The sequence below is a fragment of the Lysobacter sp. DMC97 genome, assembly GCF_056313745.1.
Window position 1 is genome coordinate 64,883 of record NZ_JBQUZR010000007.1, and the last position, 26,047, is coordinate 90,929.

Genomic DNA, 26,047 nt, shown 5'->3' on the forward strand with positions numbered 1-26,047 from the left:
GACGTCTCGAAGCGGAACGTCTCGAAGCGGAACGTCTCGAAGCGGAACGTCTCGAAGCGGAACGTCTCGAAGCGGAACGTCTCGAAGCGGAACGTCTCGAAGCGGAACGCCTCGAAGCGGAACGTCTCGAAGCCGAACGTCTCGAAGCCGAACATCTCGAAGCCGAACATCTCGAAGCCGAGCGCGTCGAAGCGGAACGTCTCGAAGCCGAGCGTGCCGAAGCCGCACTCCGCGAACAGGAACTGCTCGACCTCATCCGGATCGAGGACGAGCGCCTCGAAGCCGAGCGTCTGGAAGCCGAGCGTCGCGAAGCCGAACTGCTGGAAGCCGAGCGCCTGCTCGCCGAAGGTGGCGAGCCGGAGCCCGAGGCCCACGTCGAGCTGCCGGCGTTCGCCGACTTCGTCATTCCGGAAGAGCCCGCGCCTGCCGAAGCGACGCCGGTGGAGGCCGCGCTGGCCGAGCCCGCGCCGGCCGCGGACACCGCGCGCGCCGCCGATTCGGTCATCTCCGTGCTGCTGGCGCATTCCGCGGTCACCGACCCGGACGAAGCGCTGGACATGCGCGACCTGGACGAAGACCTCATGGACATCTTCGTCGAGGAAGGCCGCGACCTGCTCGACCACTCCGACCAGTTGCTGGTCAGCCTGCGCGAAGCGCCGGAAGACCGCGAGATCATCGCTGGCCTCCAGCGCGACCTGCACACGCTGAAGGGCGGTGCGCGCATGGCCGGCGTCATGCCGATCGGCGAACTCGGCCACGCGATGGAATCGCTGCTGGAAGCCGCGGCGGAACACCGCCTGCGCCTGGGCAGCGACGACATCCCGCTGCTGGAAACGGGCTTCGACCGCCTGCACACCATGGTCACCCGCGTCGGCGATCGCCGTGCGGTCGCAGTGCCGGATGCCCTGGTCGCCGCGTTCGACACCCGCGCTCTCGGCCACGCGCTGGAACTGCCGGCGCATCTGGCGTCCGCGCCGGAACCGGAGGTCGAGGCCCCGGCCTTCGCCGACTTCGAGGCGCACGCCGAGGCCGCCGAGCCCGTCGCTGCGCACGAGGTCGAGGTCGAGGACGAAGCGATCGAGATCGAGGAAATCGCGCTCGACGCCGCGCCGCTGGACACGGCCTTCGCCGAACCCGTGCCGGCCGAGCCGGTCGCTTCCGAGCCCGCCGCGTTCGAGCCGGTGCCGGTCGAGACCGCGCTGGTCGAAGCCGAGGACTTCGAGATCGCGTTCGCCGAGACCGCGCCCGCCGAGGCGGCGCATGGCGAGTCGACGCACGTCGAGGCTGCGACGCCGGAACCGGCGCTCGCCGAGGCCGAGACGGCCGACGCCACCGACGAAACGACGCTCGAAGCGCAGCCGGAAGCCGCCGAGGTACCGACGTACGCGCCGCTGCCGGGCCTGCGCCCGCTGTCCGCGCCGATGACCTTCGGCGATCGCGACGAGGACGACGCCAGCCTGCGCGGCAACCAGGAACAGGTCCGCGTCCGCGCCGAACTGCTCGATCGCCTGGTGAACTACGCCGGCGAGGTCGCGATCTACCGCTCGCGCCTCGAACAGCAGCTCGGTGCCTTCCGCGGCGCCACCTCCGAAATGGAGCAGACCACCGCGCGTCTGCGCGACCAGCTCCGCCGTCTGGAAATCGAAACCGAAGCCCAGATCATCGCCCGCTACCAGCGCGAGGGCGAGAAGCCGGATGCCGCGTTCGACCCGCTCGAACTCGACCGCTTCTCCACCCTGCAGCAGCTGTCGCGCGCACTCAGCGAAACCGCGACCGACCTTGGCAGCCTCCACACCACGCTCGACGACCTGACCCAGCAGTACGAAACCCTGCTGCTGCAGCAGTCGCGCGTGAGCTCGGAGCTGCAGGAAGGTCTGATGCGCACCCGCATGGTGCCGTTCGATACCGTCGTGCCGCGCCTGCGCCGCGTGCTGCGCCAGGCCGCCGCCGACACCGGCCGCCAGGTGCAGCTCAAGGTCGATGGCGCGCAGGGCGAACTCGACCGCAACGTGCTGGAGCGCATGACCGCGCCGCTGGAGCACATGCTCCGCAACTCGGTCGCGCACGGCCTGGAATCGCCCGCCCAGCGCACCGCCGCCGGCAAGCCCGCCGAGGGCGTCGTCGTCATCGCGGTGCGCAAGGAAGGGTCGGAAGTCGTCCTGCAGATCACCGACGACGGCCGCGGCCTCGACCGCAAGGCGATCCGCGAACGCGGCGAAGCCCGCGGGTTGGTGCGTCCGGGCATGGCGCTGTCGAATGCCCAGCTCGACGCGCTGATCTTCGAGCCCGGCTTCTCCACCGCCGAGGAAGTCACCCGCCTCGCCGGCCGCGGCGTCGGCATGGACGTGGTGTCCAGCGAAGTCCGCCAGCTCGGCGGCACGATCGACATCCGCTCCGAACCCGGCAAGGGCACCGACTTCATCCTGCGCCTGCCGCAGACGCTGGCGGTCACCCAGGCGGCGTTCGTGCGCATCGGCGAGACCACCTTTGCGGTGCCGATCGCTTCGGTCCGCGGCGTCGGCCGCATCCCGCGCGACGAACTCGCCAACGGCGCCACGACCTACCGCTACGGCAACGAGGAATACGCGCTGCACGACCTCGGCAAGCTCGTCGGCGAGACGCCGGCGAAGGCCGAAGGCCAGTTGCAGATGCCGCTGCTGCTCACCCGCTCGGGTGACCTGCACGTCGCGGTGACCGTGGACCAGATCGTCGGCAACCGCGAAATCGTGGTGAAGCCGATCGGCCCGCAGGTCGCGTCGATCCCCGGCATCTTCGGCGCCACGATCATGGGCGACGGCAGCGTCGTCGTGATCCTCGACGTCGCGCCGCTGGTGCGTCGTCTCGCCGCGCAGCCGGTAGAGATCGAGGAAGCGCCGGCCGTCGAACAGCGCGCGGTGCCGCTGGTCATGGTGGTCGACGACTCGATCACCATGCGCAAGGTCACCGGCCGCGTGCTGGAACGCAACAACTTCGAGGTGCTGACCGCGAAGGACGGCCTCGACGCGCTGGAACGCATGGTCGACGTCGTGCCGGACCTGATGCTGCTCGACATCGAAATGCCGCGCATGGACGGCTACGAGCTGGCCACCGCGATGAAGGCCGACGCGCGGCTGGCGAAGGTGCCGATCATCATGATCACCTCGCGTACCGGCGACAAACACCGCCAGCGCGCGATGGACATCGGCGTCGACCGGTATCTCGGCAAGCCGTACCAGGAGAACGAACTCATGCGCAACGTCTTCTCGCTGCTGGAGCCGGTGAGGTCCGATGCCTGAGTTCGCCGCCGCCGCTCCGCGCGTGGTCCTGCTGGCGCGTGCCGGCAAGGCCGCCGACAGCCTCGCCGAGGCGTTGCGCCAGGCCGGCGCGACGCTGCTGATCGCCGCCGATCCTGCCGACACCGATGAACCCGCGCTGCGCGCCTTGGCGCCGGAAGCGGTGCTGGTCGCGCTGGAACCGAGCATCGAGCCCGCGCTCGACCGTCTCGACGGCCTGCTGTCGGATCCCGACCTGACCGTGATCTTCGACGAGGCCGATCTCGCCGCGCATCGCGCCGGCTGGGACGCCGCGCGCTGGGTCCGCCATCTCTCCGCGAAGCTGCGCCGCGATTCCAACGTGCTGCCGCCCGGCGGCGAGGTCGAGCAGGACGACCTGCACCCGTCTCCGGGCAGCGTGCCCAAGCCGGCATCGGCCTACCAGGACTACGATTTCGGCGCCCTGGCGCGCGAAGCCGAAGCCCACGCCGGGCAGGTCCCGGTCGACGGCCTGCCGGTCGAGACGCCCGCGCCCGTGGCGGCGCCGGCAGAAGCGCCTGCGCCCGCACCTGCAGAAGCACCGGCACCGGCCCAAGTGGCCGCCGCGCCCGCGCCGGCCCCCACGCCCGCGCCGCCCGTGGCGGCACCGGTCGCACCGCCGCCGCTGCCCCCGATCGAAATCCCGGCGCCGACGCTGCCGCCGGTCGAGCCGCTGGCCGTCCCGCCGCCCGCGCCGCCGATCGCCATCCCGCCGCCGGCCGAACCGGTCGCACCGCCGCCCGCGCTGCCGTCCGAAGTGCCGCCGACCGTCACTGGCTTCGATCTGTCCGGCTTCGACCTGTCGGGCCTCGAACTGGCCGACTTCGACACGCCTGCCACGCCCGCCGCGCCGGAGCCGCCGCGCGAGCCGTCCGCCACCGAACGACCGTTCGCCACGCTGGGCAACTTCGAGCTGGAGCCGATCGCCCCCGCGCCGGCCGCGCCGGCCGAGGACAACGACATCGAAGAGGCGATGACGCTCGAAAGCATCGACCTCGATGCGGTCGAGCTGGAAGCGCCGGCGGCGCCGAAGCCGCTGCCGTCGTTCGACATCGGCAGCTTCGACGCCAGCGCCTTCGAAGGCCTGGAGATCGAGGAGGTCGCGCTCGACAGCACGTCCACGCCCGCGCAGGACGCGGCGCCGGCGATCGCGCCGATGCGCTTCGACGACGACGCCTTCTTCCTGGAAGAACTGTCCGCGAAGCCGGCCGCCGGGGACGATGCGCCGGCGGTGATCGATCCGCTGCCCGCCGCGTTCGACGCGCCGGCGGACTTCGCCTCGTTCGAGACCACCGCGTTCGACACCGCGCCCGCCACGCCCGTGCCGCCGCCGTTGCCGCGCCAGTCCGGCCCGACCGACGTGCTGTCGTTCGAGGAACTGTTCGCCAGCAGCATCGAAGCCGCGAAGCAGATCCCGGAAGCCGCCTCGCGTACGGTCGACGCCGCGCCCGGGCGCACCGAGGCCACGCCCACGCCGCCGACGTTCTCGTTCGAAGGCCTGTCGCTGGCCACGGACGATGCGCCGGCCGCGCCGGCCGAAGCGCCCCGCGAAACGCCGCGTGCCGCTGATCTCTCCGCGCTCGAAGCCCGCATCTCCGGCCTGTCGCTGGTCGACATGGACGAGCAGCAGGGCGGCGCCGGTGGTTTCGGCGCCGAAGCCGCCGCCGACGGCGCGGTGGTGATCGAGGCCGGCCTCGGCGGGCCCGATCCGACCCGCCAGATACTCGCGGCGCTGCCGGCCGAATTCCCGGCCGTGGTGCTGGTCCGCCTGCACCTGCAGGGCGGCCGCTACGACCGCCTCGTCGCGCAGATGGAGCGCGCCGCGGCGCTGCCGGTGGCGCTGGCCGAAGCTGGCGCGATCGCTTCGCCGGGCACGATCTACTTCCTGCCCGACGGCGTCGACGTGCATCCGGGCGCGGACGGCCTGGCGTTCATCGCCGACCCCGCGCCGGGCGCGCAGTTGTTCGCGACGCTGGCCCCGGGCCGCACCGTGCTGGTGTTCCTCAGTGGCGGCGACCCGCGGCTGATCGACGCCGCGATGGCCGCCTCCGCTGCCGGCGCGCTGCTGATCGCGCAGGCGCCCGAAGACTGCTACGACGGCGAAGCCTGCGCCGAACTGCGCCGCCGCGGCGCGGTCTCGGGCCTGCCCGTCGACCTCGCTGCCCGCCTGGCCGCGCGCTGGCCCAGCCGCGCGCAATCCTGATCGCTGAACTCCTCACCGGAACGGCACCGCACCCGTGAACAGTCCGCACGTCAACGACATCCGAGGCGTCCTCATCCAGATCGCCGGCTCGCAGCTGCTGCTGCCGAACGCCGCGACGGTGGAGGTGCTGTCCTACGCCGACCCGGACCCGATCGGCGACGTCCCCGACTGGCTGCTGGGCCAGATCCGCTGGCGCGGCTGGCGCCTGCCGCTGGTGTCGTTCGCGCGCATCGCCGGCACGCACACCCCGGGCTCGGCCATCGGCACCAAGATGATCGTGCTGAAAGCGCTCGGCGGCGACCCCAAACTGCCGTACTTCGCGCTGGTGGCGCAGGGCTTCCCGCGCCTCGTCACCATCACCCGCGACAACATGATCATCGCGACCGCGCACGAAGAAACGCTGCCCGACGGCATCCGCCTGCGCGTGATGTTCAACGACGACGTCGCCCTCGTCCCCGACCTCGACGCCACCGAACGCATGATCTTGCAGGTGCTGCGGCCGGCGGCCGCGGCGTAAGGTTCTTCGCGGCAAACGCCACGGGCGGCGAGGGCGCGACTGTTCCCGCAGCACCAGAAGTCGATCGCGCCACCTCGGAAGTATGTCCGCTCTTGCAACATTTCCTGTGGGAGCGACGGAAGTCGCGACAAGTCCCGGAAAGCCTTTCCGTAGCCCGTCGCGACTTCCGTCGCTCCCACAGGAAACTCTGTCGAGCATTTCGCGCGCGCCGCACCTGCACAACGCATCCGCCGCAAAAATCTTGCGCGAACCGAGCTTTTCGTAGGAGCGACGTGAGTCGCGACAGATTCCGGAAAGCCTTTCCGCAGCCCGTCGCGACTCACGTCGCTCCTACAAAAGCATGTGCTGTGTGAAGACGGGGTCCACACGCGCATCAGCGGCACACGCGCTCCGGCACGGCACCACGACCAGCAGATTCGCATCCCGCGCCAACAACCAACGCCCGTCGACACGGCGGAACACCGTGAGCGTGTGGCCCGCGCGTTCGATCGGCTCGTCCGCACCGGGCGGCGTCACCGTCACCGACAGCCGGCTCCACATGTAGGCCATGTCGCCCGACACGGCGATCTCCATGATCTCGGACGTGCTCTCGAACCTCGGGCGCGGTGTGCCGGGCAGCACACGCGACAGTTCCGCGAACCCGGCCTTGTCCATCGGCGGACGACCGGGCACGAGGAACACCGCATCGTCGGTCATCAGGCCGAGCACGGTATCGACATCGCCGGCCCGCGTCGCGGCCTGCCAGATGTCGACGAGGGCGCGGATCTGGTCTTCGTCGCTGGGCATGTCTTTCGCGCTCGGGAAGAACCTGATGCCATTCAGCCCTGTGGCGCGCGCACTCAGTAGGGTGGCGGTGAGCGCAGCGAACCCCACCATGGATCGCAGCCCACGTAGGGCGCATAAGCCGAAGGCGTCATGCGCCATTGTGCCTCATAGATGATCGGCGAGTGGCCAAAGGTGAATGACGCTTCGCTTATGCACCCTACCTATGCGCCTTACGGCCTCTGCTACCTGCTAGCTGTTCTGCTCCAAAAGTGTCTGCGGCATCATTGAGAGAAGCTTATTTCTTAGTTCCTGTGAGTCTCGATATATCAATATTTTCTTCGATAGCAGGTCGAATGGAAGGTCTTGGTGTTGGCTCACTAGTATGACGTCTTTGTCTAAAGCATGGGCGATGCCAAGCTCATAGAAAACGTTAGGGTTTCGACCGCTTATGTTTGCAATGACAATTCGTGCTCGGGCAATTGAATCGAGAATGTGAGTAAAAATATCACTATGAATATTTATTTCGTCCCCTCGGCTTGCAGTGAATCCGACGGAGGTGACGGCCTCGCAAATGGCGTCGTAATCCGCAGAGTAGTCTTCATGGAACGGTGTTAGCACAAACACGGATTTCGACATTTCCCGCAGCAACTCTGGATTTACTCCATGGCGAGATAGGAAGTCGTGTTGTCGATTCGGATCGTCGCGTTCAATTCCAGTCTGCGCGGAAATAAGTATGTGGTTGACTTCTTTCCATCGGGCGGGGTCGCCAAGAAACCTATTATTTATATCGGTTAGCTGCCGATCGACGTGTGCCTGAAACTCATCGATTTGAATTCGAGCGGACTTAATTTCTAACTCTTTTATGGAGAGGTACTTTTTTACTAATAAAAAAAGTAAAGCGCTGAAAAAATAGATTCCAAAGAAGATGGTCGCGGCAATATAGATTGATGTCTCTTTCATGGCTCAGCCTAGAAGAGTCGTTGCGAAGTAGAGGCAGGTGCCAGAAAGACTGGCGTTGGCGGTAAAGCAGAAAAAGAACTTCCACCCAAATGATGTGTTCGTCGCTTCATCCGCAAGCCGCCAAAGAAGCGTGCTTATCAGTGTTGCTAATACATATGCAAGAACCAAAGCGTAAAATCGCTCTGTCTGAAGAGTCTTTTCGTTCGCGGCGCGGATGAAGAGTGCTGTAATTATGAACATGATATCCAGTGGCAAGGCCGCTAATGCCTTGATATGTCCAATGAAGTCTGGTCTGTTAAGCACGTAAAGCTTTAGCGCCTGCTTGATCAGGATGAGAATGCAGGCTGCAATAAGGGGCCAGTCGGGGGTCATGTAGTGAGTTGCCGGAAAATGGTAACTACCAATGGGTCCCCGGGTGGGGCATTGCGCGGAGGCTGACATGGGCAACCTCGCCGGTCAATCTGGAAATTCCAAATAAGGCTGTATGGATTCTGTGGCATACGCACTATGTTTCGTTTTTGAGCAATGCGCGGCATCGAACCCCACACCTCTTGCCGTCTTCTGTCGTCCCGGCATGTACTCGCCGCTCTACTTCAATCTGCGCGGTATATCAATTCCGCCCGGTGGGCCAAGGGCCCACCCTACAAATCCCCGAACCGCGCCTGCAACGCCGCGATCGCCGCCAGTCCCGCGGTTTCGGTGCGCAGGACGCGCGGGCCGAGGCGGAGGCCTGTGAAGCCGCGCTCACGCAGCACGGCACGGTCCTTCTCCGACCACCCACCCTCCGGGCCGATACCGATCACCACGGTCGCCGACGCCGGCATCGCCAGCGAGGCCGAGCGGTGTTCGCCCTGCGGGTCGAGCGTGAGTTTCAGTGCGTCCGCCGGCAGCGCGGCGGCGGCCTCGGCGAGATTGCGTGCGGGCAGCAGTTCGGGAATGCGCGCGCGGCCGCTCTGTTCGCAGGCGGAGACCACGACGCTGCGCCAGTGCGCCATGCGCTTGTCGAGGCGGTCGCCGTCGAGCCGCACTTCGGTGCGGTCGGCGAACACCGGCGCGATCGCGGACACGCCCAGTTCGGTCGCCTTCTGCAGGATCAGGTCCATCTTCTCGCCGCGGGCGATGCCCTGCAGCAGCACCAGCCGCAGCGGCGATTCGTTGTCGACCGCGCGCGCGTCGCCGACGACGGCGTCGACGCCACGCTTCGTCGCCGCGGCCAGCGTCGCGTCGTGATCGTGGCCGTCGCCGTTGAACAGCACGCAGGCCTCGCCCTCGCGCAGGCGCAGCACGCGCACGAGGTGCGCGGCCGCATCCTCGGGCAGGGCCACGCGCGCGCCGGGCGCGAGCGGCAGGTCGACGAAGACACGGGTCAGGCGCATCGGGCGGCTTCCTCCAGCGCGGCGGCGGTGGCGTCGGCGAGCAGCGACAGCTGCGCATCGTCGACGCAGTAGGGCGGCATCCAGTACAGCACGTCGCCGAGCGGGCGCAGCAGCACGCCGCGATCCAAGGCCGCGCGGTACATGCGCAGCCCGCGGCGGCCGGCGATCTCGACCGCGTGGCCGTCCTCGGCGTTGTCCGGCTCGGGATGCAGTTCGATCGCGAGGATCATGCCGGTCTGCCGCACTTCGGCGACGGCCGGATGCGCGGCGAACGGCGCCGCCAGCGCGGCCATGCGCGCCGCGGTGCCGCGGTTGCGGGCCAGCACGTCATCGGTTTCGATGATGTCCAGCGACGCCAGCGCGGCGGCACAGGCCAGCGGGTTGCCGCTGTAGCTGTGCGAATGCAGGAAGGCGCGTTCGCGCGAGTCGTCGAGGAAGCCGTCGTAAATCTCATTGGTCGCCAGCACCGCGCACAGCGGCAGGAAGCCGCCGGTGAGGCCCTTCGACAGGCACATCAGGTCCGGTTGGACGCCGGCCTGATCGAAGGCGAACAGCGTGCCCGTGCGACCGAACCCGACCGCGATCTCGTCCGCGATCAGGAACACGCCGTGCTTGTCGCACAGTTCGCGCACGCGGCGCAGGTAGCGCGGGTGGTGCATGCGCATGCCGCCGGCGCACTGCACCAGCGGTTCGAGGATCAGCGCGCAGACCTCGTCGGGATGCGCGTCGAGCAGGGCGGCGAGGGCGTCGGCCGCGGCGTCGGCAAGGCGCTCGGCGTCGGCGGCATCGGTCGCGCCGAAGGCGTCGGGCGAGGGTGTGAACAGCGCCTCCAGCAGCAGCGGCGCGTAGACCCGGCGGTACAGCGGGATGTCGCCCACCGACAGCGCGCCCACGGTCTCGCCGTGGTAGCTGTTGGTCAGCGCGACGAACTTGGTGCGCTTCGGCGCATCGCCGCGGTTGCGGTACCAATGGAACGCCATCTTCAGCGCCACTTCCACGCCCGACGAGCCGTTGTCGGCGTAGAAGACCTTGGCCAGCGGCGCCCGGCCGGGTTCGCGCGGGGCGCGGGCGAGCAGGCGTTCGGCCAGTTCCACCGCCGGGGCGTGGGAGAACCCGGCCAGGATCACCTGCTCCAGCGTCCGCGCCTGGCGGGCGATGGCCTCGGCGATGCGCGGCTCGGCGTGCCCGTGCAGGTTGGTCCACCAGCTGCTGACCCCGTCCAGCACCCGGCGGCCGTCGTGGCCGACCAGCCAGGCGCCGTCGCCGCGGGCGACCGGGAACAGCGGCAGCGCGTGCGGGTGCTCGCGCATCTGCGTGCAGGGGTGCCAGAGCACGGCGAGGTCGCGCGACCGCCAGGCGTCGGCGTCGTTTATCATCGGCGGATGCGTCGTCATCCCCACATTATCGCCCGCGGCGCGGGTGCGCCGTGAGCCGCCCGCTGCCGACCGTCCACGACGTGCGTCGCCGCCTGGGCGACCCCGATCGCGTGGTCGAAGACCTGGACCTGGAGTTCAGCAACGGCGAGCGTCGCCGCTACCACCGCGTGCCGGCCATCGGCCACGGCGCGGTGATCGTGGTGCCGATGCGCGACGACGACACCGCGCTGCTGATCCGCGAATACGCCGCCGGCACCCATCGCTACGAGCTGGGGCTGGTGAAGGGCAAGATCGACGCGGGCGAGACGCCCGAGGAAGCCGCGAACCGCGAGCTGAAGGAAGAGATCGGCTACGGCGCGCGCTCGCTGCGCGTGGTGCGCCGGATCAGCCTCGCGCCGACCTACATGGGCCACGAAACCGTCCTCGTGCTGGCCCGCGACCTGTACGAGGAGCGGCTGCCGGGCGACGAACCGGAGCCGCTGGACGTGGTGCCGTGGCGGCTGGACGCGCTGCACGACCTCATCCTCGAAGAAGACTTTTCCGAGGGGCGGTCGATCGCCGCCCTGTTCCTGATCAGGGAGTTGTTGCGACATGGCGAACCCGCAAGGTGATGTCCTGCTCGACGAGACGATCCGCGAAGGCGTGATCGCGCTGGCGCAGGCCGCCGCCGCCGACATTCTCGAAATCTACGATCGCGGCTTCGAGGTCGAGACCAAGGCCGACGACAGCCCGCTGACGGCCGCCGACCTCGCCTCGCACCGGCGCATCGTCGCCGGCCTGCAGCGGCTCACGCCGGACATCCCGGTGCTGTCGGAGGAATCGGCGGAACTGCCGGTCGCCGAGCGCCGCGCGTGGACGCGGTTGTGGCTGGTCGATCCGCTCGACGGCACCCGCGAGTTCATCAAGCGCAACGGCGAGTTCACGGTCAACATCGCGTTGATCGAGGACGGTGTGGCCACCTTCGGCGTGATCCAGGCGCCGGTGCAGGACACGCTGTGGTGGGGCGACCTCGCGCACGGCGCGTACGTGCGCCGCGACGGCGGCGAGACGGCGCTGGAGACGCGCGTGCCGGCGATCGCGCCGCTGCGCGTCGCCGCCAGCCGCTCGCATCGCGACGCGCGCACCGAAGCGTTCATGGCGCGCATGACCGCCGACACCGGCGAGATCGAGACGATCGGCGTCGGTTCGTCGCTGAAGTTCTGCCGCGTCGCCGAAGGCCTGATCGACCTGTACCCGCGCTTCGGCCCGACCAGCGAGTGGGACACCGCCGCGGGCCAGGCCATCGTCGAGGCCGCCGGCGGCCGCGTGCTCGACCCGCAGGGCCGTCCGTTCCGCTACAACCAGCGCGACACGCTGCTCAACGGCGACTTCATCGCGCTGGGCGACGCGCGGTTGCCGTGGGCGAGCTGGTGCGGGTGAGCATCACGCTGCGCCTCGGTAGAGCGGCCTTCAGGCCGCTGATCTTTCACGTCGATCAAGCAGCGGCCTGAAGGCCGCTCTACCAAGAGCATGCTGCCGATGAGTGATCCGATCCACCGCCTCCTCTCCATCATGGCCCGCCTGCGCGATCCGCAGACCGGTTGCCCGTGGGACATCAAGCAGACGTTCGCGACCATCGCGCCGTACACGGTCGAGGAAGCGTATGAGGTCGCCGATGCGATCGACCGCGGCGATCTCGACGACCTGAAGGACGAGCTCGGCGACCTGCTGTTCCAGGTCGTGTTCCATGCGCGCATGGCCGAGGAGCAGGGCGCGTTCGCGTTCGCCGACGTGGTCGCGGCGATCAGCGACAAGATGGAGCGCCGGCATCCGCACGTGTTTGCCGGCATGAGCATCGCCGACAGCGATGCGCTCAACGCGATGTGGGACGCCGAGAAGAAGCGCGAGCGCATCGCGAAGCACGGCGACGCGCACGATACGTCGGCGCTGGCCGGCGTCGCCCGCGGCCTGCCCGAGTGGCAGCGCGCGGTGAAGCTGCAGAAGAAGGCGGCGACGGTCGGGTTCGACTGGCCCGGACCGGCGCCGGTCATCGACAAGCTGCGCGAAGAACTGGAAGAAGTGCAGGCGGAGTTCGACGCGCTGGCCGCATCGCCCGGCGACGCTGCGGTGCGCGACCGGCTGGAAGACGAACTCGGCGACCTGCTGTTCGTCGCCGCGAACCTCGCGCGCCACGCGAAGGTCGATCCGGGCGCCGCGATGCGCCGCGCCAACCACAAGTTCGAGCGCCGCTTCCGCGCGATGGAGGCGATGGCCGCGTCCGACGGCGTATCGCTGGCGGATCTGCCGCTCGACGCGCAGGACGCCTACTGGAATCGCGCCAAGGCGGCCGAGCGTGCCGCCGCATGCCCGGAGGATCGCGCATGAAGTGCTTCCGCCACCAGGACCTCGACGCCGTCGGCATCTGCCGCGGCTGCGGCAAGGGCGTCTGCGCCGCGCATTGCGGGCAGGACATCGGCACCGGACTGGTCTGCTGCGACGCCTGCCGGTCGCGGGTGGAGGTAGTCGATGCGCTGAACCGCAAGACCGCGGCGTCCTACGGCACGATGGCACGCAACGTCTGGATCGGGCCGCTGTTCTTCGGCGCGATGGGCGGCGTGTTCCTCTTCGTCGGGCTGCGCGATCATCCCGAGCCGCTGAATTTCGCCAGCACGATGGGCGGATTGTTCGTGCTGTTCGCGCTGGTGACGTTCCTGCGCAACCGCCGCTGGGCGGCGCAGCTGAAGTAGGTTGCCGGCATGCACTGCTTCCGCCATCGCGACCGCATCGCCGTCGGCGTCTGCGCGGCCTGCGGCAAGGCGCTGTGCGGCGAGGACTGCGCGCACGACGGTCCGCTCGGCCTGCATTGCGATGCGGCCTGCGCGCGACGGCTGCAGCAACGCGGGCGTTCCGGTGATGGCACCGTGTCGCCGGCGTGGCCGGTGCTGCTGGTCGTGCTGGGCGTCGCGTTGCTGGTCTACGGCTATCGCGTGTCGGAGTGGACGATCAGCGTGCCCAACCTGCTCGGCATGCTGTTCGTCTGGTACGGTGTGGTTCTGCTGCTCCAGCGCATGGCGCGACCCGCCGCGCCGGATGCCGCGGATCCCTGAGTCCGGAGACGCCCATGGCCGGTTTCGCCAGCTTCCGCGAGTTCTATCCGTTCTATCTCGGCGAGCACGCCAATCGAACGTGTCGCCGGCTGCACTTCGTCGGCAGCCTCGGCGCGCTGGGTTTCGCGGGTGCGGCGATCGTGCAGCGTGATCCGCGTTGGGTGCTGGCCGCGCTGGTCTGCGGCTATGCGTTCGCGTGGGTCGGGCATTTCGTGTTCGAGAAGAACCGGCCGGCGACGTTCAAGTATCCGTTCTATTCGTTCGCGGGCGACTGGGTGATGTTCAAGGACATCCTGATCGGGCGCATTCCGTTCTGACGCACTGAATCGCCGATGGCTCGGTAGAGCGGCCTTCAGGCCGCTGCCCTTTCTGGGTGGAATACATGCGCCTTCGACAATGCTGTTACGTCGCGCAAATAGCAGCGGCCTGAAGGCCGCTCTACCGAGTGCCGCCTGCGTCATTCCTTGAAGATCAGCGCTGCGGCGACGAAGATCAGGGCGAAGCCGGCCCAGTGGTTCCACTTCAGCGGCTGGCCGAGGAACCAGGTCGAGAACACCGCGAACACGACCAGGGTGATCGCTTCCTGCATGCCCTTGAGCTGCGGGGCGGAATAGACCGCGCTGCCCATGCGGTTGGCGGGCACCATCAGCAGGTATTCGAAGAAGGCGATGCCCCAGCTGGCGAGGATCACCAGCGGCAGCGAGACCGACTTGAACTTGAGGTGGCCGTACCAGGCGAACGTCATGAAGATGTTCGAGCACAGCAGCAGGACGACGGGGGCGAAACGGTCTATGACCAATGGCATGGAGGCGGTTTCCGGGGAGGTCGTGCGATGATGCGGTGCCGCACCGCGGACGCCAAGAGATGCGCCGAACGCCGGGGATTCCGCAGGGAACCTTCGTGCATTCTGCCTGTCAACCGCTGTTGTCCGGATGCGTTCACTTCCCTTCGACCTGCGATCGGCGACCTCCATGCCTGCTCCGCGTTCCTCCGGTTTCCGCCTCTCCCGTCTCCTGCCGGTCCTGATCGGCCTCGCCGTGGTCGCCGCCGCGCTCTGGTGGTGGAAGGGCCATGGCACCAGCGCCCAGCCGCGGTTCCGCACCGCCGCGGTGGAGCAGGGCGACATCCGCGTGGCGATCTCCGCCACCGGCACGCTCGGCGCGCTGTCCACGGTGGACGTCGGCAGCGAGGTGTCGGGCAAGCTCACCGAGGTGCTGGTCGATTACAACGACCACGTGACCAAGGGCCAGATCATCGCCCGCATCGATCCCAGCACCTTCCAGACCCAGATCGCGCAGGGCGACGCCGCCATCGCCAACGCCCGCGCCGGCCTCGCGACCGCGCAGGCCACGCTGCGCAACGCCGAACTCGACTACGGCCGCAAGCGCGACCTCGCCGGCCGCAAGCTGGTGGCGAAGAGCGACCTCGATCTCGCCCAGGCGCAGCGCGACCAGGCGCGTGCGCAGGTGGCGCAGGCCGAGGCACAGATCCGCCAGCAGCTCGCCTCCACCGAGAACGCGCACCTCAACCTGGCGCGCAGCGTGATCCGCTCGCCGGTCGACGGCGTGGTGCTGACGCGCTCGGTCGAGCCGGGCCAGACCGTGGCCGCCAGCCTGCAGGCGCCGGTGCTGTTCAAGATCGCCGAGGACCTGTCGCGGATGGAGATCCTGCTGTCGGTCGACGAATCCGACATCGGCCAGGTGCGGCAGGGGCAGGCGGTGAGCTTCACCGTCGACGCCTTCCCGGACCGTCGCTTCGTCGGCCAGGTGCGCCAGGTGCGGCTGTCGGCGACGAACACCAACAACGTCATCACCTATCCGGTGGTGGTGTCGGTCGACAACGCCGACCAGGCGCTGCTGCCGGGCCTCACCGCGAACGCGGAGATCGAGGTCAGCCGCCGCGACGGCGTGCTGAAGGTGCCGAACGCGGCGCTGCGCTTCAAGCCGACCGGCGACGATGCCGCGGCGGCCGCGCCCGACGCCGCGTCCGCGCAGCGCGGCGGCGGCATGAACGACGAACTGCCGAAGATCGCGGCGTCGCTGAAGCTCGATGCGACCCAGCAGGCCGCGTTCGACGACGCACTGGCGAAGCTGCGCGAGCGCATGGCCGCGCGCATGGCGGCCGCGCAGTCGGGCGGGCAGCCCAGCGGTGGCAGCGCGCTGTTCGGGCGCCCGCCGGGCGGTGGCCCGGGTGGTCCCGGCGCCGGTGGCCAGAGCGGCGGCAACGACGCCGCCGCGCGCCAGCGTCGCCTGGAGCGCTTCAATCAGCAGTTCGCCGGCTTCCGCGCCGCGCTCACCGACGCCCAGCGCAAGACCTGGGACGATGGGTTGAATGCGCTCGTCAGCGCGCGCCGCGCGCCGGTCTACGTGCTGGCCGACGGCAAGCCGAAGCTGGTGATGGTGCGCGTCGGGGCATCCGATGGCAGCAACACCGAGATCGACGGCGGCCTGAAGGCTGGCGACCAGGTCATCGTCGGCGTGCAGGTGGCGGAGGCCGCGAAGTGAGCGAGCCCGCCGCTGCGTCCGCGGCGCGCGCGTCGTCCCCGGTCGTCGAGACCCGCGCGCTCAGCAAGGTCTACGCCGCCGGCACGCAGGCCGAGGTCGTCGCGCTGCGCAACGTCGACCTGCGCATCGGCCACGGCGAGTTCGTCGCGATCATGGGCCCGTCCGGCTCCGGCAAGTCGACGCTGATGAACCTGATCGGCTGCCTCGACACGCCCAGCAGCGGCACCTACCTCTGCGACGGCGTCGACGTCGCCACGCTCGACGCCGAGGCGCGCGCGGTGCTTCGCCGCGACAAGATCGGCTTCGTGTTCCAGGGCTTCAATCTGCTGGCGCGCATGAGCGCATTGGACAACGTGGCGATGCCGCTGAGCTACGCGCGCGTGCCGCCTGCCGAGCGTCGCCGACGCGCCGCCGACGCGCTGACCGCGGTCGGTCTCGGCGAGCGCATGCATCACCGGCCCAGCGAACTGTCCGGCGGCCAGCAGCAGCGCGTGGCGATCGCCCGCGCGCTGATCCAGGATCCGCCGATCCTGATGGCCGACGAACCCACGGGCGCGCTGGATTCGCGCACCGGGCAGGAAATCCTCTCGCTGTTCGAGCGCCTGCGCGACGCCGGCCGCACGGTCATCCTGATCACCCACGATGCCGAAGTCGCCGCGCACGCGGATCGCATGTGCGTGATGCGCGACGGCGAGCTGTTCGAGGACGCACCGCACGAGGGCGACGCGGCGCCGGTCGATGCGAACGGAGGCCGCGCATGAGCGCCGCCGGTGGCCTGACCTTCGTCGAAGTCCTGCGCACCGCGACCTATGCGCTGCGCGGCAACTGGCTGCGCAGTGCGCTCACGTCGCTGGGCGTGATCATCGGCATCGCCGCGGTGATCGTGATGGTGTCGGTCGGGCAGGGCACGCAGGCGGAGATCGAGAAGCTCGTCTCCGGCCTCGGGTCGCAGCGGCTCGACATCAACCCCGGCGCCGGCCGCGGCATGGGCGGCGTGCGCATCAGCGCCAGCAGTTTCTTCACGCTCAACGAGGGCGATGCCGACGCGATCCGCCACGAAGTGTCGGGCATCGCCTACGTCAGCGGCGTGCTGCGTGGTGGCACCCAGGCGGTGTACGCCGAGAACAACTGGTCGACGAACTGGTACGGCGTGGAGCCGGACTGGTTCTCCATCAACGGCTGGGAGCTGGCGTCGGGCGAAGGCTTCGCGGCCGCCGACTACAGTGGCGGCGACAAGACCGCGATCCTCGGCGAGACCGTGCGCCGTGAACTGTTCGGCGACGAGGAAGCCGTGGGCCAGACCGTGCGCCTCGGCCGCGTGCCGTTCACCGTGGTCGGCGTGCTGAAGTCGAAGGGCCAGGGCGGCTTCGGCCAGGACCAGGACGACCTCGTGGTGATCCCGCTCGACACCGCGCGCCGGCGCATGTCCAGCAACGCGGCGCTGCCGCCGGGCGCGGTGATGCAGATCAGCGTCGGCGTGGCCGACCCGCAGGGCCTGTCGACGGCGCAGGGCGAGATCGAAGCGCTGCTGCGCCAGCGCCACAAGATCCAGCCCGGCGACGACGACGACTTCAACGTGCGCAACCTCGCCGAGATCGTCGCCACACGCACGCAGACGACGAAGCTGATGTCGTGGCTGCTGGGCGCGGTCGCCGGCATTTCGCTGATCGTCGGCGGCATCGGCATCATGAACATCATGCTGGTGTCGGTGACCGAACGCATCCGCGAGATCGGCCTGCGCATGGCGGTCGGCGCCGGCCCGCGCGACATCCGCATGCAGTTCCTCGCCGAGGCGATGCTGATCTCGATCATCGGCGGCGTCATCGGCATCGCGCTCGGCGTGATCGGCGCGCTGCTGGTCGGCAAGACCGGCAGCCTGCCGGTGGCGCTCAATGCGAAGGTCATTGGTTTGGCCGCCGGGTTCTCGATCGCGACCGGTCTGTTCTTCGGCTACTACCCGGCGCGCAAGGCGTCGCTGCTCGATCCGATCGAGGCGCTGCGTTCGCAGTGAGTCCGACGGAACGGTCGCGGCTCGTGTCGCGACCGTCCGTGCGGAACCGCTTCAGGCGTGCGCGGGACGCCGCCGGTCGGCGATCGACAGCACCAGCAGCGCGACGCCCAGCAGCGGGAACAGCAGGCCGCAGACGAGCATCGTCGCCAGCAGCCAGCGTGGCAGCCGGCCGCCTTTCGCGTCGGGCAGGCCGAGCGTGCCCGGCGCGCGCCGTGTCCACCACAGCACCAGCGCCGCGCACGAGGTCAGCGCGAGGCCGAGGCAGACCAGCAGCGCGATCAGCCGGTTCGGTTCGCCGTATTCGCGGCCGACGTGCACTTCCACGCCCCATTCCACCGCCTTCCCGAGCGGGCTGTAGCGCGACCAGCCGATGTCGTCGATGACGCGGCCGTCGCGCGGGTCGAGGTAGATCGTGCGCTGGCCTTCGGCGCGCGACGGCACCAGGCTGATCGTGTACACGCCGCGCGGGCCATCGGGATAGAACACGCGCAGGTTCGGCCCGACGTCGGCGAGCCCGCGCGCGGCGGCGATGGCCATCACCTGCGACAGCGGGATGCGCGTGTCGTCGGCACCGACGTCAAGCTGCGGCGCGACGCTGTGGCGGATCGTCCACGGCAGCTTCGCGACGTCCGCGGTTTCGTGCGCGGGCTTGGCGTGATGCGCGGCATGACCGGCGTGCGGCGATGCCGAAGCGTCCTCGTCCAACTGCGGCGGGTCGCGGAAGTTGGGCGTCGGCATCGTCGCGGCGCTGAGCGTGCCCAGCGCCGCGAGACGTTCGCCCCACAGCCCCGACCACGGCAGGCCCGACAGCACCAGCAGCACCAGCGCCGCAGCCAGCAGTGCCGACGGCACTGCGTGCAGATCGCGCCAGAATGCGCGGCCGCGTGCGCGCAGCCGCGGCACGAACACCGCGCGCAGCCGCCAGCGTTTCGGCCACCACAGTGCGAGGCCCGACACGGCGAGCACGAGGCCTGCGCTCGCCGCCAGTTCCACCACGCCGTCGCCGACGCGTCCCGCCAGCAGTTCGCCGTGCAGGCGCACGATCACCCGCATCAGTCGCCCGTCCTCGGGCAACGCGCCGAGCACGCGCGCCGTCCACGGATCGACGAACACGTTGAGGCGTCCGGCCTGCGGGTCGGCGATCGTCCAGGTCGCGACGTGGGTGTCATCGTGCGGCCATGCGACCGAGGCCAGCGTCGCCTGCGGGTATGCCTTGTGCACCGCGGCTTCCAGTGCATCCGGCGACGCCGGGCGCGGGCCCGGCGTCACGTTCATCAACGGCCCGTACCAGGCGCGCTCGATCTCCGTGTCGTAGAGATAGAGCGCGCCGGTGATCGCGAGCACCAGCATCACCGGCGCGGCCAGCAGCCCCAGCCATGCATGCCATCGCCAGGTTGCGCGATGGGCGTGCGCAGCGATGCGCGGGTCGTGGCGGTCGTGGTCAGAAGGCATACGTCACGCGCAGGGCGACGTGGCGCGGATCGCCCGGCAGCACGCTGAAGGTGTTGCCCGAGGCGGTGTAGTAGCGACGGTCGAACAGGTTGTTCACGGTCAGCCCGAACGACCAGTCGCGCTGCGCGTACTGCACGCCGGCATCGACCAGCGCGTAGCCCGACAGGTGCACGTCGCTGCCGTTCACCAGTCGCCGCGACCCGACGCCGTACACGCCCGCATCGAACGACCACGGCGTGTCCGCCAGTGTGTAGCGCGTGCGCAGCAGGCCGGTGAGCTTCGGCGTGTCGCCGAGTTCGGCGTCCTGGTCGCCGTCGTGGCTGCGCAGCACCTTGCCGTCCATCCGCGATGCGCCCCAGGTCAGCGTCCACGCCTCGCCGAAGCGCGACACGCCCTCGACTTCCAGTCCGCGCACGCGCTGCTCGCCGTCCTGCACGCTGAAGTCGGGATCGACCGGGTCGGCGGTGAGCGCGTCGTAGCGGCGCAGGTCGAACAGCGCGACGCTGACGCGATGGTGGTCGCTGCCGTAGCGCACGCCGGCCTCGACCTGGCGCGAACGCTCGGGATCGAACGCATGGCCGTCGGCCGCGCGCGCACCCATCGTGCTTTCGACGTCGAAGCCGGTGTTCACGCCGCCGAACAGCGACCAGCGATCCGACAGCCGCACGTTCGTCGCCAACTGCCACGTCGTCGCCGCGCTGCTGGAGTCATCGCGCACGCCGTCGTTGGTCTGGGTGTAGTCGAGCCGGCTGTGGCGCAGGCCGACGATCACGTCCCACGCCGGCGACAGCGAGACCAGGTCCTGCGCATACACCGCGGTGCCGTCGCCGAGGCCGGCGAAGTCGAAGGCGTGCACGGTCACCGGCGCGATGGCGGGGTAGGTGTAGACCGGCGCGTAGATGTTCACCGGACCGACGTTGGTGAGGTTGGACTGCACGAAGGTGCTGTCCTCGCGGCTGCCTTCGACGCCCAGCAGCAACTGGTGGCCGACGCGGCCGGTCTCGACGCGGCCGGCGAGATCGAGCTGCGCGATCTGGTAGTCGTCGTCTTCCTTGCCGTAGCGGCCGTTGCGGTTGAGGGTGACGCCGTCGGCCTGCATGCCGCGCACGCGGATCTGGCTGAACTCGGTGCGGAAGCCCTGGTACTGGTAGCGCGGGCTCAGCGTCCAGCGGTCGGACAGGCGGATGTCGGCCCACAGCTGGATCAGCGGCGAATCCGCAGTGAGCGGGCGCAGCGAAGGCTCGCCGAGGAACACGCCGCGGCGCACCGTGCCGTGGCCGTTGCCGACCACCGTGCCGGTCACCGGCTGGCCCGGATAGCCCAGCGTCTCGCGCGAGATGTATTCCGACAGCCAGTGCACCGTCACCGCGTCGGAGACGTTCCAGCGTGCGGCGAGCGCGACGTTGTCGCGATCGAGGTCCTGGCCGTCGACGAACGTGCCCGAGCGCTCGATCTCGCCGCTGAGGCGCGCCGCGAAACGGCCATCGGCCGCAAGCGGGCCGGTCAGGTCGAATGTGCCGACGCGTTCGTCGTTCTGGCCGATGCGCAGCGACGCGCTGCCGCCGAAGGTCGTCTCCGGCCGCTTGGTGATGATGCTGAGGATGCCGCCGATCGCCGACTGGCCGTACAGCACCGACGACGGGCCCTTCAGCACTTCCACGCGCTCGACGTTCGACAGTGCGGACGCGTCGATGTCCTCGTAGTAGCGCTGGCGCATGCCGTTGCGCATCTGGTCGGCGAGGAAGCCGCGCACCTTCAGGCTGAAGCTCTGGTAGCGGGCGACGCGCGAGTTGCCGGGGTTCGCGCTGGGCACGTCGCGCAGCAGGTCGCCGACGCTGCGCACGCCTTCGGTGCGGATCGTGTCGGCGGAGATGACCTGCACGCTCTGCGGCATCTTCGACAGCGGGATGCCGGACTTCGTGCCGAATGCCTCGTCGGTCTTGGTGCCGGTGACGACGACGGTGTCGAGGTCTTCGGGCGAGGCGGACGCGGCCTCGTTGGCGGCGAACGCGGGCGTGGCGAGCAGCGCGGCGATCAGCGCGGGCAGTGCGGCCACGCGCAGGTCGCGACGGCCGGTGGCGGAAGCGGAGGAGAGCAACACGGACAGGGTCTGCATGGGAACTTCGATCTCGGAAAAGGGATGACGCGCGGCATCGCCCGGCGCCCTGGGGCACCGCAGCGGTGTCGCGGGTGATGCGGTCAGGACGGGAAGCGGATCAGTGCTGCGCGGCGCCGGCGCCCATTGCGCGGACGTCGAAGCGCACGGTGCGTTCGCCGCCGTGCTCGAAGCGCAGCGTCGCGGTGACGGTCTGCCCGGCCGCGAACGGATGCTTCGGCCCGATGAACATCAGGTGGTAGCCGCCGGGCGCGAGCGCCAGCGTGCCGCCGGCGGTGATCGCCAGGCCCTCGTCCATGCGGCGCATGCGCATCACGCCGCCGTCCATGCGCATCTCGTGGAGTTCCACCTTGTCGGCATCGGGGCTGCTGGCCGACACCAGACGATCATCGGCCTTGCCGGCGTTGCGTACGACGAGGAAGCCGCCGGCGACCGGCGCGCCCGGCGGCGTCGCGCGCGCCCACGGGTTTTCGATGACCAGCGGGTCGGGCTTCGGCGCGGGCTTGGGCTTCGCGGCGAACGCGGCGGTGGCGATGGTCGCAGCGCACACGGCGGCGAGGGGCAAACGGATGATGAGGTTCATAGTGTGATCTCGATGTCGTCGAGCAGGGTGTGGGTGTGGACGCGGCGGCCGTCGTTCTGGGTCAGTGCCGAGAGCAGGAAGATCGCCCATGCCATGACCCAGACGATCGTGAGGAAAAAGAAGATTTCCATGGTCAGCTTCCTTTCGATGCCGATGTTTCGCGGGCGATGCGGCGTGCGCGTTTGAGGAAGCCCGGAAACATGCCGGCGATGAGGTCGACGGTGTCCTTCGGTGCCCGCTCCGGCGTGCCGGCATCGAACGCCGGCTCCGGTGCGTACTCGGCGAGCAGCTGGATGGCCTCCGCATACGACCGGTCGCGCAGTTCCGCGGCCATGGCGAGTCCGAGGTCGAGACCGGCGGACACGCCGGCACCGGTCATGCGATTGCGGTCGCGGACCACGCGCCGGTCCACGGGAATCGCGCCGAACTCCGCCAGCACCTCGCGCGCGACCCAGTGGCCGGTCGCGCGATAGCCGGTGAGCAGGCCGGCGCGCGCGAGCAGCAGCGACCCGGTACAGACGGAGGTCACCCACTTCGCGCGCGCACCGCGGTCGGCGAGGAAGCCGACGGTCGCGGCGTCTTCCATCGCATCCAGCACGCCCTTGCCGCTGCCCGGCACGAACAGCACGTCCAGGTCGGCGGGGCACTCGGCGAACGTCGCGGTGGGGACGATGGTGATGCCGGTGTCGCTCGTCACCGGCGAGCGGTCCTTCGCGACCAGTTGCACGGTCGCGCCCATCAGGTTGCCGAAGAAGTACTGCGGGCCGACGAAGTCGAGCGCGGTGAAGCCCGGATACAGCAGCATCGCGATCCGGTCCCTGCCCATCCAGGAGGCGGGCATCGCGCTCATGTCGTGTTCGACCGGCGCTTCGGTGGACGCCGGCGTGTCCGCGCGGGGAACGCCGGCGGCGGATGCGCCGCCGGCGACGAGGGTGCCGGCGAGCGCGCCGGCGGTCTTGAGAAACGTCCTGCGATCGGTCATGGCCGTGTCCTCAGTAGTCCAGCCGGAACGTCGCCTTCAGCGTCCGCGGCGCGCCGGGCTGGTTCCAGTCGGTGACGTGCTGGTGGCTGCCGGCGAAGTACGTGCGATCGAAGGCGTTGTCGACGTTGAACTGCACCTGCGCGCGCGCCGTGCCCAACGGGAAGCGATAGGCGGCCATCAGGTCGACGCGGGCGTAGCCCGGCAGGACGAAAGTGTTGCCGCGGTCGCCGGCGCGTCCGCTCTGCGCGAACACGCCACCACCGAAGCTCCAGCGCTCGTCGGGCGCGAAGCGTGCCCAGATGCTGCCGCCGTGGCGCGGCACGTTCGGCAGGCGCTTGCCGGCAAAACCGGCATCGCGCGTCACCTCGCTCTGCGTCCAGGCATACGAGCCGATCACGGACAGGCGTTCGGTCACCTGGCCCGACACGTCCCATTCGAGGCCGCGGGCGCGCGCTTCGCCGATGGCGACCGTGTCGAAGAAGCCGCTGGCGTCGGGCACGTAGTTGGCGATGTTGCGCTTGGTCAGTTGATAGAGCGCGATCGTGGACGCCAGCCCGCCGTCCCCGGACTGCCACTTGTGGCCGATCTCGTACAGCCGCGCCTGCTCCGAATCCAGCGATGCACCCGCGAGGTTGCGGCCGTTGTTGGCGGCCACGCCTGCCTGGTACTGCGCGTACACGCTCTGGTTCGGCGCGAACCGCCACACGGCGCCGAGCCGCGGCGTGGTGAAACCCTGTTCATTGGCGCGGGTGCCGGGCGCGCCGAAGCGCGCGCTGCTGCGGTCGTGGCGGATGCCGACGACCACGTCGACGGTGTCACCGAACGCGAGCTGGTCCTGCACGTAGGCGCTGTCCCAGCGCGTGCGGCCTTCCTGCGCGAACAGCGGCACCGTGGCGACGTCGAGCGCCGGCGCCTGGCCGTAGACGGGATGGCGGATGTCGATGTCCGCGGCCGGCACGAAGCCGGTGGTCTCGCTGTCGAACCGGTCGCGATAGCCGTCGACCCCGACGAGCAGCGTGTGGGCCACGCCACCCGTCGCGAACTTGCCGACCAGGTCGGCGTTGAGCTGGTACAGGTTCCGCTCGCGCCCGAGATCGTCGTTGTAGAAGCGGTCGATCCTGCCGGTGGCGGCCAGGCCGGCCGGGCCTGCGAAGAAGGTCGTCGGGATCAGGTCGTACTGCGCGCCGTCCTGATCGAGCGCCACGGCGTGCAGGTCCAGTGACCAGTGTTCCGACAGCGTCTGCGCGAGCGCGAGACGCACGACGGTGTTGTCCTGCCGCGAGAGCGGGCCGCCTTCGTTGAACTGGTGGTCCGGATCGATGTCGGCCGGGCGATCGCCGATCACCGGGATGCCGTAGTCGTTGCGGAATTTCTGGCGGCTGCGCAGCACGTCGAAGGTCAGCCGGGTGCGGTCGGACGGCACCCAGGCCAGCGCCGCGGAGAGCGCCGAGACGCGGTCGACCACGAAGTCGCGATTGCTCGCGTTGTCGTCGAAGGACACCGCCGCGCGACCCTGCCAATGGCGATCCGCGTCGAGTGCGCCGAAGGCTTCGGCGGCGCCGTGCGCGAGACCGAACGAACCGCCGGTCGCCACGATGCGGGCGCCGCGTCCGGCCTGCGGCTGCCGGGTCACCACGTTGATCAGGCCGCCGGGTTCCGATCGACCGTAGAGCACGCCGGCCGGTCCCTTCACGACTTCCACGGACTCGACATCGCTCATCGCCAGCGGCAGGCCCTGGATCCGGGTGCCGTCGTAGAAGTAGCTCGACGTGGTGGGCCCCTGGGCGCTCATCGAGATCGTCGGGAAGCCGCGGACGATCAGCAGCGGCAGACTGCTGCCGTTGAAGCCGAAATCACTGCCGGTGCCGGCGACGTTGCGCACCGCCTCGGTGAGCGTCTGGGCGTTCTGGTCGTCGAGCACGGCGCGCGGCACCACCTGCACGTTCTGCGGCGTGCGCAATACGGGCGTGTCGGTGCGGGTCGCGGTCTTCGAGGGCGGCGCCTGGTAGCCCGGACGGACGCCGGTGACTTCGACGGTATCGAGGGTGTCCGCGCCGGGGGATGGGGGCGAGGCCGCCATGACCGGCATGGCGGAGGTCATCATCGCCAGCGACAAGGCGACGTGCAGCCGCGATGCGCGCGGCATCGCGGGGGATCGGGTGAACATGGAATGGACTCCGTGGAACGCGGAAGAACGCACCGCGGGGCGGCACGTGTGGCTTGCTATCCGGGATCGGGAGTCAGGCGGGTGGTCCGCGTGCGCCGGGCGCGCCCGGCAGGCGTTCGCGCGGGAACGCCACGGTGACGATCGCGTGCGGCGCGACCGGATGCAGGGCCGGCAACGCGATCGCGATCGCGGGCACGGCCGGCGCGAGTCCGCCGAGCAGCGGACAGTAGGCGCAGTCGTCGGTGTGCGGCGACGGCGCGGAAGGTGCGGGGCGATCGGGTTGCAGCGCCGACTGGAGCTGCGCGGCCAGCTTCGCGGCCGGCGAGGCGGCACCGAGGCCGCTGGGCGAACACAGCGCGGCGACGCCGGCGGCGTCGACCACGTCCCCGCCGCGCAGCGCGGACGCGATGCGCCCGGCGGACGGCAGCAGCGACAGCGCCAGCATCGCCAGCAGGGCGAGGTGGGCGAACGGGCGCTGGAGGCGTGACCGGGACATCGCCGCGGAGTATAGCGGCCCGCCCGGCGCGGGCGCTGCGGTGGATCAAGGCGGCGGGGCACGCCGGGGCTCGTCGCCCGGGCTCATTCCCCGTCTAAGAACGCCGCGCGCCGCCCCGGGTGAAAAGCGACGGCGGACGCAGGGCGCCCGCCGCCGATGCCGC

The 26,047-nt window shown here is 69.6% G+C and carries 25 protein-coding genes and 1 pseudogene; 12 read left to right on the forward strand and 14 right to left on the reverse strand.

All coding sequences use genetic code 11. The features are described 5' to 3' along the window. The coding region (locus ACT53Q_RS15735) for a pentapeptide repeat-containing protein (protein WP_476187800.1) at positions 1–228 on the reverse strand (228 nt) is incomplete at its 3' end. A 230-nt stretch (positions 229–458) separates the two neighbouring features. Between ACT53Q_RS15735 and ACT53Q_RS15740 the strand changes: the two are divergent. The 3 genes and pseudogenes from ACT53Q_RS15740 to ACT53Q_RS15750 form a co-directional block, all read left to right on the forward strand. Then, positions 459–3,275 (forward strand): annotated as a pseudogene (locus tag ACT53Q_RS15740) (response regulator); the annotation flags it as partial. Further along, positions 3,268–5,493: a chemotaxis protein CheB gene (locus ACT53Q_RS15745; RefSeq protein ID WP_476187600.1), complete on the forward strand. Its 2,226-nt coding sequence runs from the start codon at positions 3,268–3,270 to the stop codon at positions 5,491–5,493. The pseudogene ACT53Q_RS15740 and the gene ACT53Q_RS15745, both read left to right, overlap by 8 nt. Positions 5,494–5,527: 34 nt before the next feature. Next, positions 5,528–6,010 carry a chemotaxis protein CheW gene (locus ACT53Q_RS15750; protein WP_476187601.1) on the forward strand — a complete coding sequence of 161 codons (483 nt, stop codon included), beginning with the start codon at positions 5,528–5,530 and terminating at the stop codon, positions 6,008–6,010. Positions 6,011–6,340: 330 nt separating this feature from the next. On the opposite strand, the gene ACT53Q_RS15755 is transcribed toward ACT53Q_RS15750, so the two are convergent. The 5 genes from ACT53Q_RS15755 to bioA all read right to left on the reverse strand — a co-directional run bounded on the left by ACT53Q_RS15755 (position 6,341) and on the right by bioA (position 10,505). Beyond that, positions 6,341–6,796, reverse strand: coding sequence for a YybH family protein (locus ACT53Q_RS15755; RefSeq protein ID WP_476187602.1), 456 nt, complete (start codon positions 6,794–6,796; stop codon positions 6,341–6,343). Between the two features lie 228 nt (positions 6,797–7,024). Further along, the gene (locus ACT53Q_RS15760; protein WP_476187603.1) at positions 7,025–7,735 is read right to left on the reverse strand and encodes a hypothetical protein; all 711 of its coding nucleotides are present in this window, start codon (positions 7,733–7,735) and stop codon (positions 7,025–7,027) included. A gap of 3 nt (positions 7,736–7,738) precedes the next feature. Beyond that, on the reverse strand, positions 7,739–8,107 hold the full coding sequence (locus ACT53Q_RS15765) for a hypothetical protein (RefSeq protein ID WP_476187604.1): 369 nt from the start codon (positions 8,105–8,107) through the stop codon (positions 7,739–7,741). Between the two features lie 269 nt (positions 8,108–8,376). After that, entirely contained in the window at positions 8,377–9,111 is a 735-nt protein-coding gene (locus ACT53Q_RS15770; protein ID WP_476187605.1) for a 16S rRNA (uracil(1498)-N(3))-methyltransferase, read from the reverse strand. Beyond that, positions 9,102–10,505 (reverse strand): adenosylmethionine--8-amino-7-oxononanoate transaminase, encoded by a 1,404-nt coding sequence (bioA, locus tag ACT53Q_RS15775; RefSeq protein WP_476187606.1) that lies wholly within the window; start codon positions 10,503–10,505, stop codon positions 9,102–9,104. Before bioA ends, ACT53Q_RS15770 begins: the two co-directional genes overlap by 10 nt. Positions 10,506–10,537: 32 nt before the next feature. Here bioA and nudE point away from each other — a divergent pair, with 32 nt between their 5' ends. The 6 genes from nudE (at position 10,538) to ACT53Q_RS15805 (ending at position 13,890) form a co-directional block, all read left to right on the forward strand. Further along, a complete protein-coding gene (nudE, locus tag ACT53Q_RS15780) occupies positions 10,538–11,098 on the forward strand; it encodes an ADP compounds hydrolase NudE (protein ID WP_476187607.1) in 561 nt (186 codons plus the stop codon). Next, positions 11,079–11,906 carry a 3'(2'),5'-bisphosphate nucleotidase CysQ gene (gene cysQ, locus ACT53Q_RS15785; protein ID WP_476187608.1) on the forward strand — a complete coding sequence of 276 codons (828 nt, stop codon included), beginning with the start codon at positions 11,079–11,081 and terminating at the stop codon, positions 11,904–11,906. The genes nudE and cysQ overlap by 20 nt, the downstream gene beginning before the upstream one ends. Positions 11,907–11,996: 90 nt before the next feature. Further along, positions 11,997–12,851 carry a nucleoside triphosphate pyrophosphohydrolase gene (gene mazG, locus ACT53Q_RS15790; RefSeq protein ID WP_476187609.1) on the forward strand — a complete coding sequence of 285 codons (855 nt, stop codon included), beginning with the start codon at positions 11,997–11,999 and terminating at the stop codon, positions 12,849–12,851. Further along, the gene (locus ACT53Q_RS15795) at positions 12,848–13,213 is read left to right on the forward strand and encodes a hypothetical protein (protein WP_476187610.1); all 366 of its coding nucleotides are present in this window, start codon (positions 12,848–12,850) and stop codon (positions 13,211–13,213) included. Before mazG ends, ACT53Q_RS15795 begins: the two co-directional genes overlap by 4 nt. A 9-nt stretch (positions 13,214–13,222) precedes the next feature. Further along, positions 13,223–13,573, forward strand: a complete 351-nt coding sequence (locus ACT53Q_RS15800) for a hypothetical protein (protein WP_476187611.1) — start codon at positions 13,223–13,225, stop codon at positions 13,571–13,573. Positions 13,574–13,587: 14 nt separating this feature from the next. Then, entirely contained in the window at positions 13,588–13,890 is a 303-nt protein-coding gene (locus ACT53Q_RS15805) for an Mpo1-like protein (RefSeq protein WP_476187612.1), read from the forward strand. 140 nt (positions 13,891–14,030) lie between these two features. Here the strand turns inward: ACT53Q_RS15805 and ACT53Q_RS15810 are convergent, their stop codons facing one another. Continuing rightward, positions 14,031–14,378 (reverse strand): DMT family protein, encoded by a 348-nt coding sequence (locus tag ACT53Q_RS15810; RefSeq protein WP_476187613.1) that lies wholly within the window; start codon positions 14,376–14,378, stop codon positions 14,031–14,033. A 166-nt stretch (positions 14,379–14,544) separates the two neighbouring features. Here ACT53Q_RS15810 and ACT53Q_RS15815 point away from each other — a divergent pair, with 166 nt between their 5' ends. From ACT53Q_RS15815 to ACT53Q_RS15825, 3 genes are read left to right on the forward strand one after another with little or no spacing between them, the layout of a single operon-like run. Beyond that, on the forward strand, positions 14,545–16,077 hold the full coding sequence (locus ACT53Q_RS15815) for an efflux RND transporter periplasmic adaptor subunit (protein ID WP_476187614.1): 1,533 nt from the start codon (positions 14,545–14,547) through the stop codon (positions 16,075–16,077). Beyond that, the gene (locus ACT53Q_RS15820; RefSeq protein ID WP_476187615.1) at positions 16,074–16,838 is read left to right on the forward strand and encodes an ABC transporter ATP-binding protein; all 765 of its coding nucleotides are present in this window, start codon (positions 16,074–16,076) and stop codon (positions 16,836–16,838) included. The genes ACT53Q_RS15815 and ACT53Q_RS15820 overlap by 4 nt, the downstream gene beginning before the upstream one ends. Beyond that, the gene (locus ACT53Q_RS15825; protein ID WP_476187616.1) at positions 16,835–18,088 is read left to right on the forward strand and encodes an ABC transporter permease; all 1,254 of its coding nucleotides are present in this window, start codon (positions 16,835–16,837) and stop codon (positions 18,086–18,088) included. Before ACT53Q_RS15820 ends, ACT53Q_RS15825 begins: the two co-directional genes overlap by 4 nt. A 51-nt stretch (positions 18,089–18,139) precedes the next feature. On the opposite strand, the gene ACT53Q_RS15830 is transcribed toward ACT53Q_RS15825, so the two are convergent. The 7 genes from ACT53Q_RS15830 to ACT53Q_RS15860 form a co-directional block, all read right to left on the reverse strand. Further along, a complete protein-coding gene (locus ACT53Q_RS15830; protein WP_476187617.1) occupies positions 18,140–19,540 on the reverse strand; it encodes a PepSY-associated TM helix domain-containing protein in 1,401 nt (466 codons plus the stop codon). Beyond that, a complete protein-coding gene (locus ACT53Q_RS15835; protein WP_476187618.1) occupies positions 19,530–21,656 on the reverse strand; it encodes a TonB-dependent siderophore receptor in 2,127 nt (708 codons plus the stop codon). The genes ACT53Q_RS15830 and ACT53Q_RS15835 overlap by 11 nt, the downstream gene beginning before the upstream one ends. Before the next feature lie 100 nt (positions 21,657–21,756). Next, a complete protein-coding gene (locus ACT53Q_RS15840; RefSeq protein WP_476187619.1) occupies positions 21,757–22,239 on the reverse strand; it encodes a copper chaperone PCu(A)C in 483 nt (160 codons plus the stop codon). Further along, positions 22,236–22,370: a hypothetical protein gene (locus ACT53Q_RS15845; protein ID WP_476187620.1), complete on the reverse strand. Its 135-nt coding sequence runs from the start codon at positions 22,368–22,370 to the stop codon at positions 22,236–22,238. Before ACT53Q_RS15845 ends, ACT53Q_RS15840 begins: the two co-directional genes overlap by 4 nt. A gap of 2 nt (positions 22,371–22,372) precedes the next feature. Beyond that, a complete protein-coding gene (locus ACT53Q_RS15850) occupies positions 22,373–23,221 on the reverse strand; it encodes a DJ-1/PfpI family protein (protein WP_476187621.1) in 849 nt (282 codons plus the stop codon). Positions 23,222–23,231: 10 nt separating this feature from the next. Beyond that, positions 23,232–25,388, reverse strand: a complete 2,157-nt coding sequence (locus ACT53Q_RS15855) for a TonB-dependent siderophore receptor (protein WP_476187622.1) — start codon at positions 25,386–25,388, stop codon at positions 23,232–23,234. 73 nt (positions 25,389–25,461) lie between these two features. Then, a complete protein-coding gene (locus ACT53Q_RS15860; protein ID WP_476187623.1) occupies positions 25,462–25,884 on the reverse strand; it encodes a DUF2946 family protein in 423 nt (140 codons plus the stop codon). Positions 25,885–26,047: the final 163 nt, after the last annotated feature.

Coding starts and splice junctions, on each gene's coding strand:
- ACT53Q_RS15745 (WP_476187600.1), top strand. CDS start 3,268: ATGCCTGAGTTCGCCGCCGCCGCTCCGCGCGTGGTCCTGCTGGCGCGT.
- ACT53Q_RS15755 (WP_476187602.1), bottom strand. CDS start 6,796: ATGCCCAGCGACGAAGACCAGATCCGCGCCCTCGTCGACATCTGGCAG.
- ACT53Q_RS15760 (WP_476187603.1), bottom strand. CDS start 7,735: ATGAAAGAGACATCAATCTATATTGCCGCGACCATCTTCTTTGGAATC.
- ACT53Q_RS15765 (WP_476187604.1), bottom strand. CDS start 8,107: ATGACCCCCGACTGGCCCCTTATTGCAGCCTGCATTCTCATCCTGATC.
- ACT53Q_RS15770 (WP_476187605.1), bottom strand. CDS start 9,111: ATGCGCCTGACCCGTGTCTTCGTCGACCTGCCGCTCGCGCCCGGCGCG.
- bioA (WP_476187606.1), bottom strand. CDS start 10,505: ATGACGACGCATCCGCCGATGATAAACGACGCCGACGCCTGGCGGTCG.
- cysQ (WP_476187608.1), top strand. CDS start 11,079: ATGGCGAACCCGCAAGGTGATGTCCTGCTCGACGAGACGATCCGCGAA.
- mazG (WP_476187609.1), top strand. CDS start 11,997: ATGCTGCCGATGAGTGATCCGATCCACCGCCTCCTCTCCATCATGGCC.
- ACT53Q_RS15795 (WP_476187610.1), top strand. CDS start 12,848: ATGAAGTGCTTCCGCCACCAGGACCTCGACGCCGTCGGCATCTGCCGC.
- ACT53Q_RS15800 (WP_476187611.1), top strand. CDS start 13,223: ATGCACTGCTTCCGCCATCGCGACCGCATCGCCGTCGGCGTCTGCGCG.
- ACT53Q_RS15805 (WP_476187612.1), top strand. CDS start 13,588: ATGGCCGGTTTCGCCAGCTTCCGCGAGTTCTATCCGTTCTATCTCGGC.
- ACT53Q_RS15810 (WP_476187613.1), bottom strand. CDS start 14,378: ATGCCATTGGTCATAGACCGTTTCGCCCCCGTCGTCCTGCTGCTGTGC.
- ACT53Q_RS15815 (WP_476187614.1), top strand. CDS start 14,545: ATGCCTGCTCCGCGTTCCTCCGGTTTCCGCCTCTCCCGTCTCCTGCCG.
- ACT53Q_RS15825 (WP_476187616.1), top strand. CDS start 16,835: ATGAGCGCCGCCGGTGGCCTGACCTTCGTCGAAGTCCTGCGCACCGCG.
- ACT53Q_RS15830 (WP_476187617.1), bottom strand. CDS start 19,540: ATGCCTTCTGACCACGACCGCCACGACCCGCGCATCGCTGCGCACGCC.
- ACT53Q_RS15835 (WP_476187618.1), bottom strand. CDS start 21,656: ATGCAGACCCTGTCCGTGTTGCTCTCCTCCGCTTCCGCCACCGGCCGT.
- ACT53Q_RS15840 (WP_476187619.1), bottom strand. CDS start 22,239: ATGAACCTCATCATCCGTTTGCCCCTCGCCGCCGTGTGCGCTGCGACC.
- ACT53Q_RS15845 (WP_476187620.1), bottom strand. CDS start 22,370: ATGGAAATCTTCTTTTTCCTCACGATCGTCTGGGTCATGGCATGGGCG.
- ACT53Q_RS15850 (WP_476187621.1), bottom strand. CDS start 23,221: ATGACCGATCGCAGGACGTTTCTCAAGACCGCCGGCGCGCTCGCCGGC.
- ACT53Q_RS15855 (WP_476187622.1), bottom strand. CDS start 25,388: ATGTTCACCCGATCCCCCGCGATGCCGCGCGCATCGCGGCTGCACGTC.
- ACT53Q_RS15860 (WP_476187623.1), bottom strand. CDS start 25,884: ATGTCCCGGTCACGCCTCCAGCGCCCGTTCGCCCACCTCGCCCTGCTG.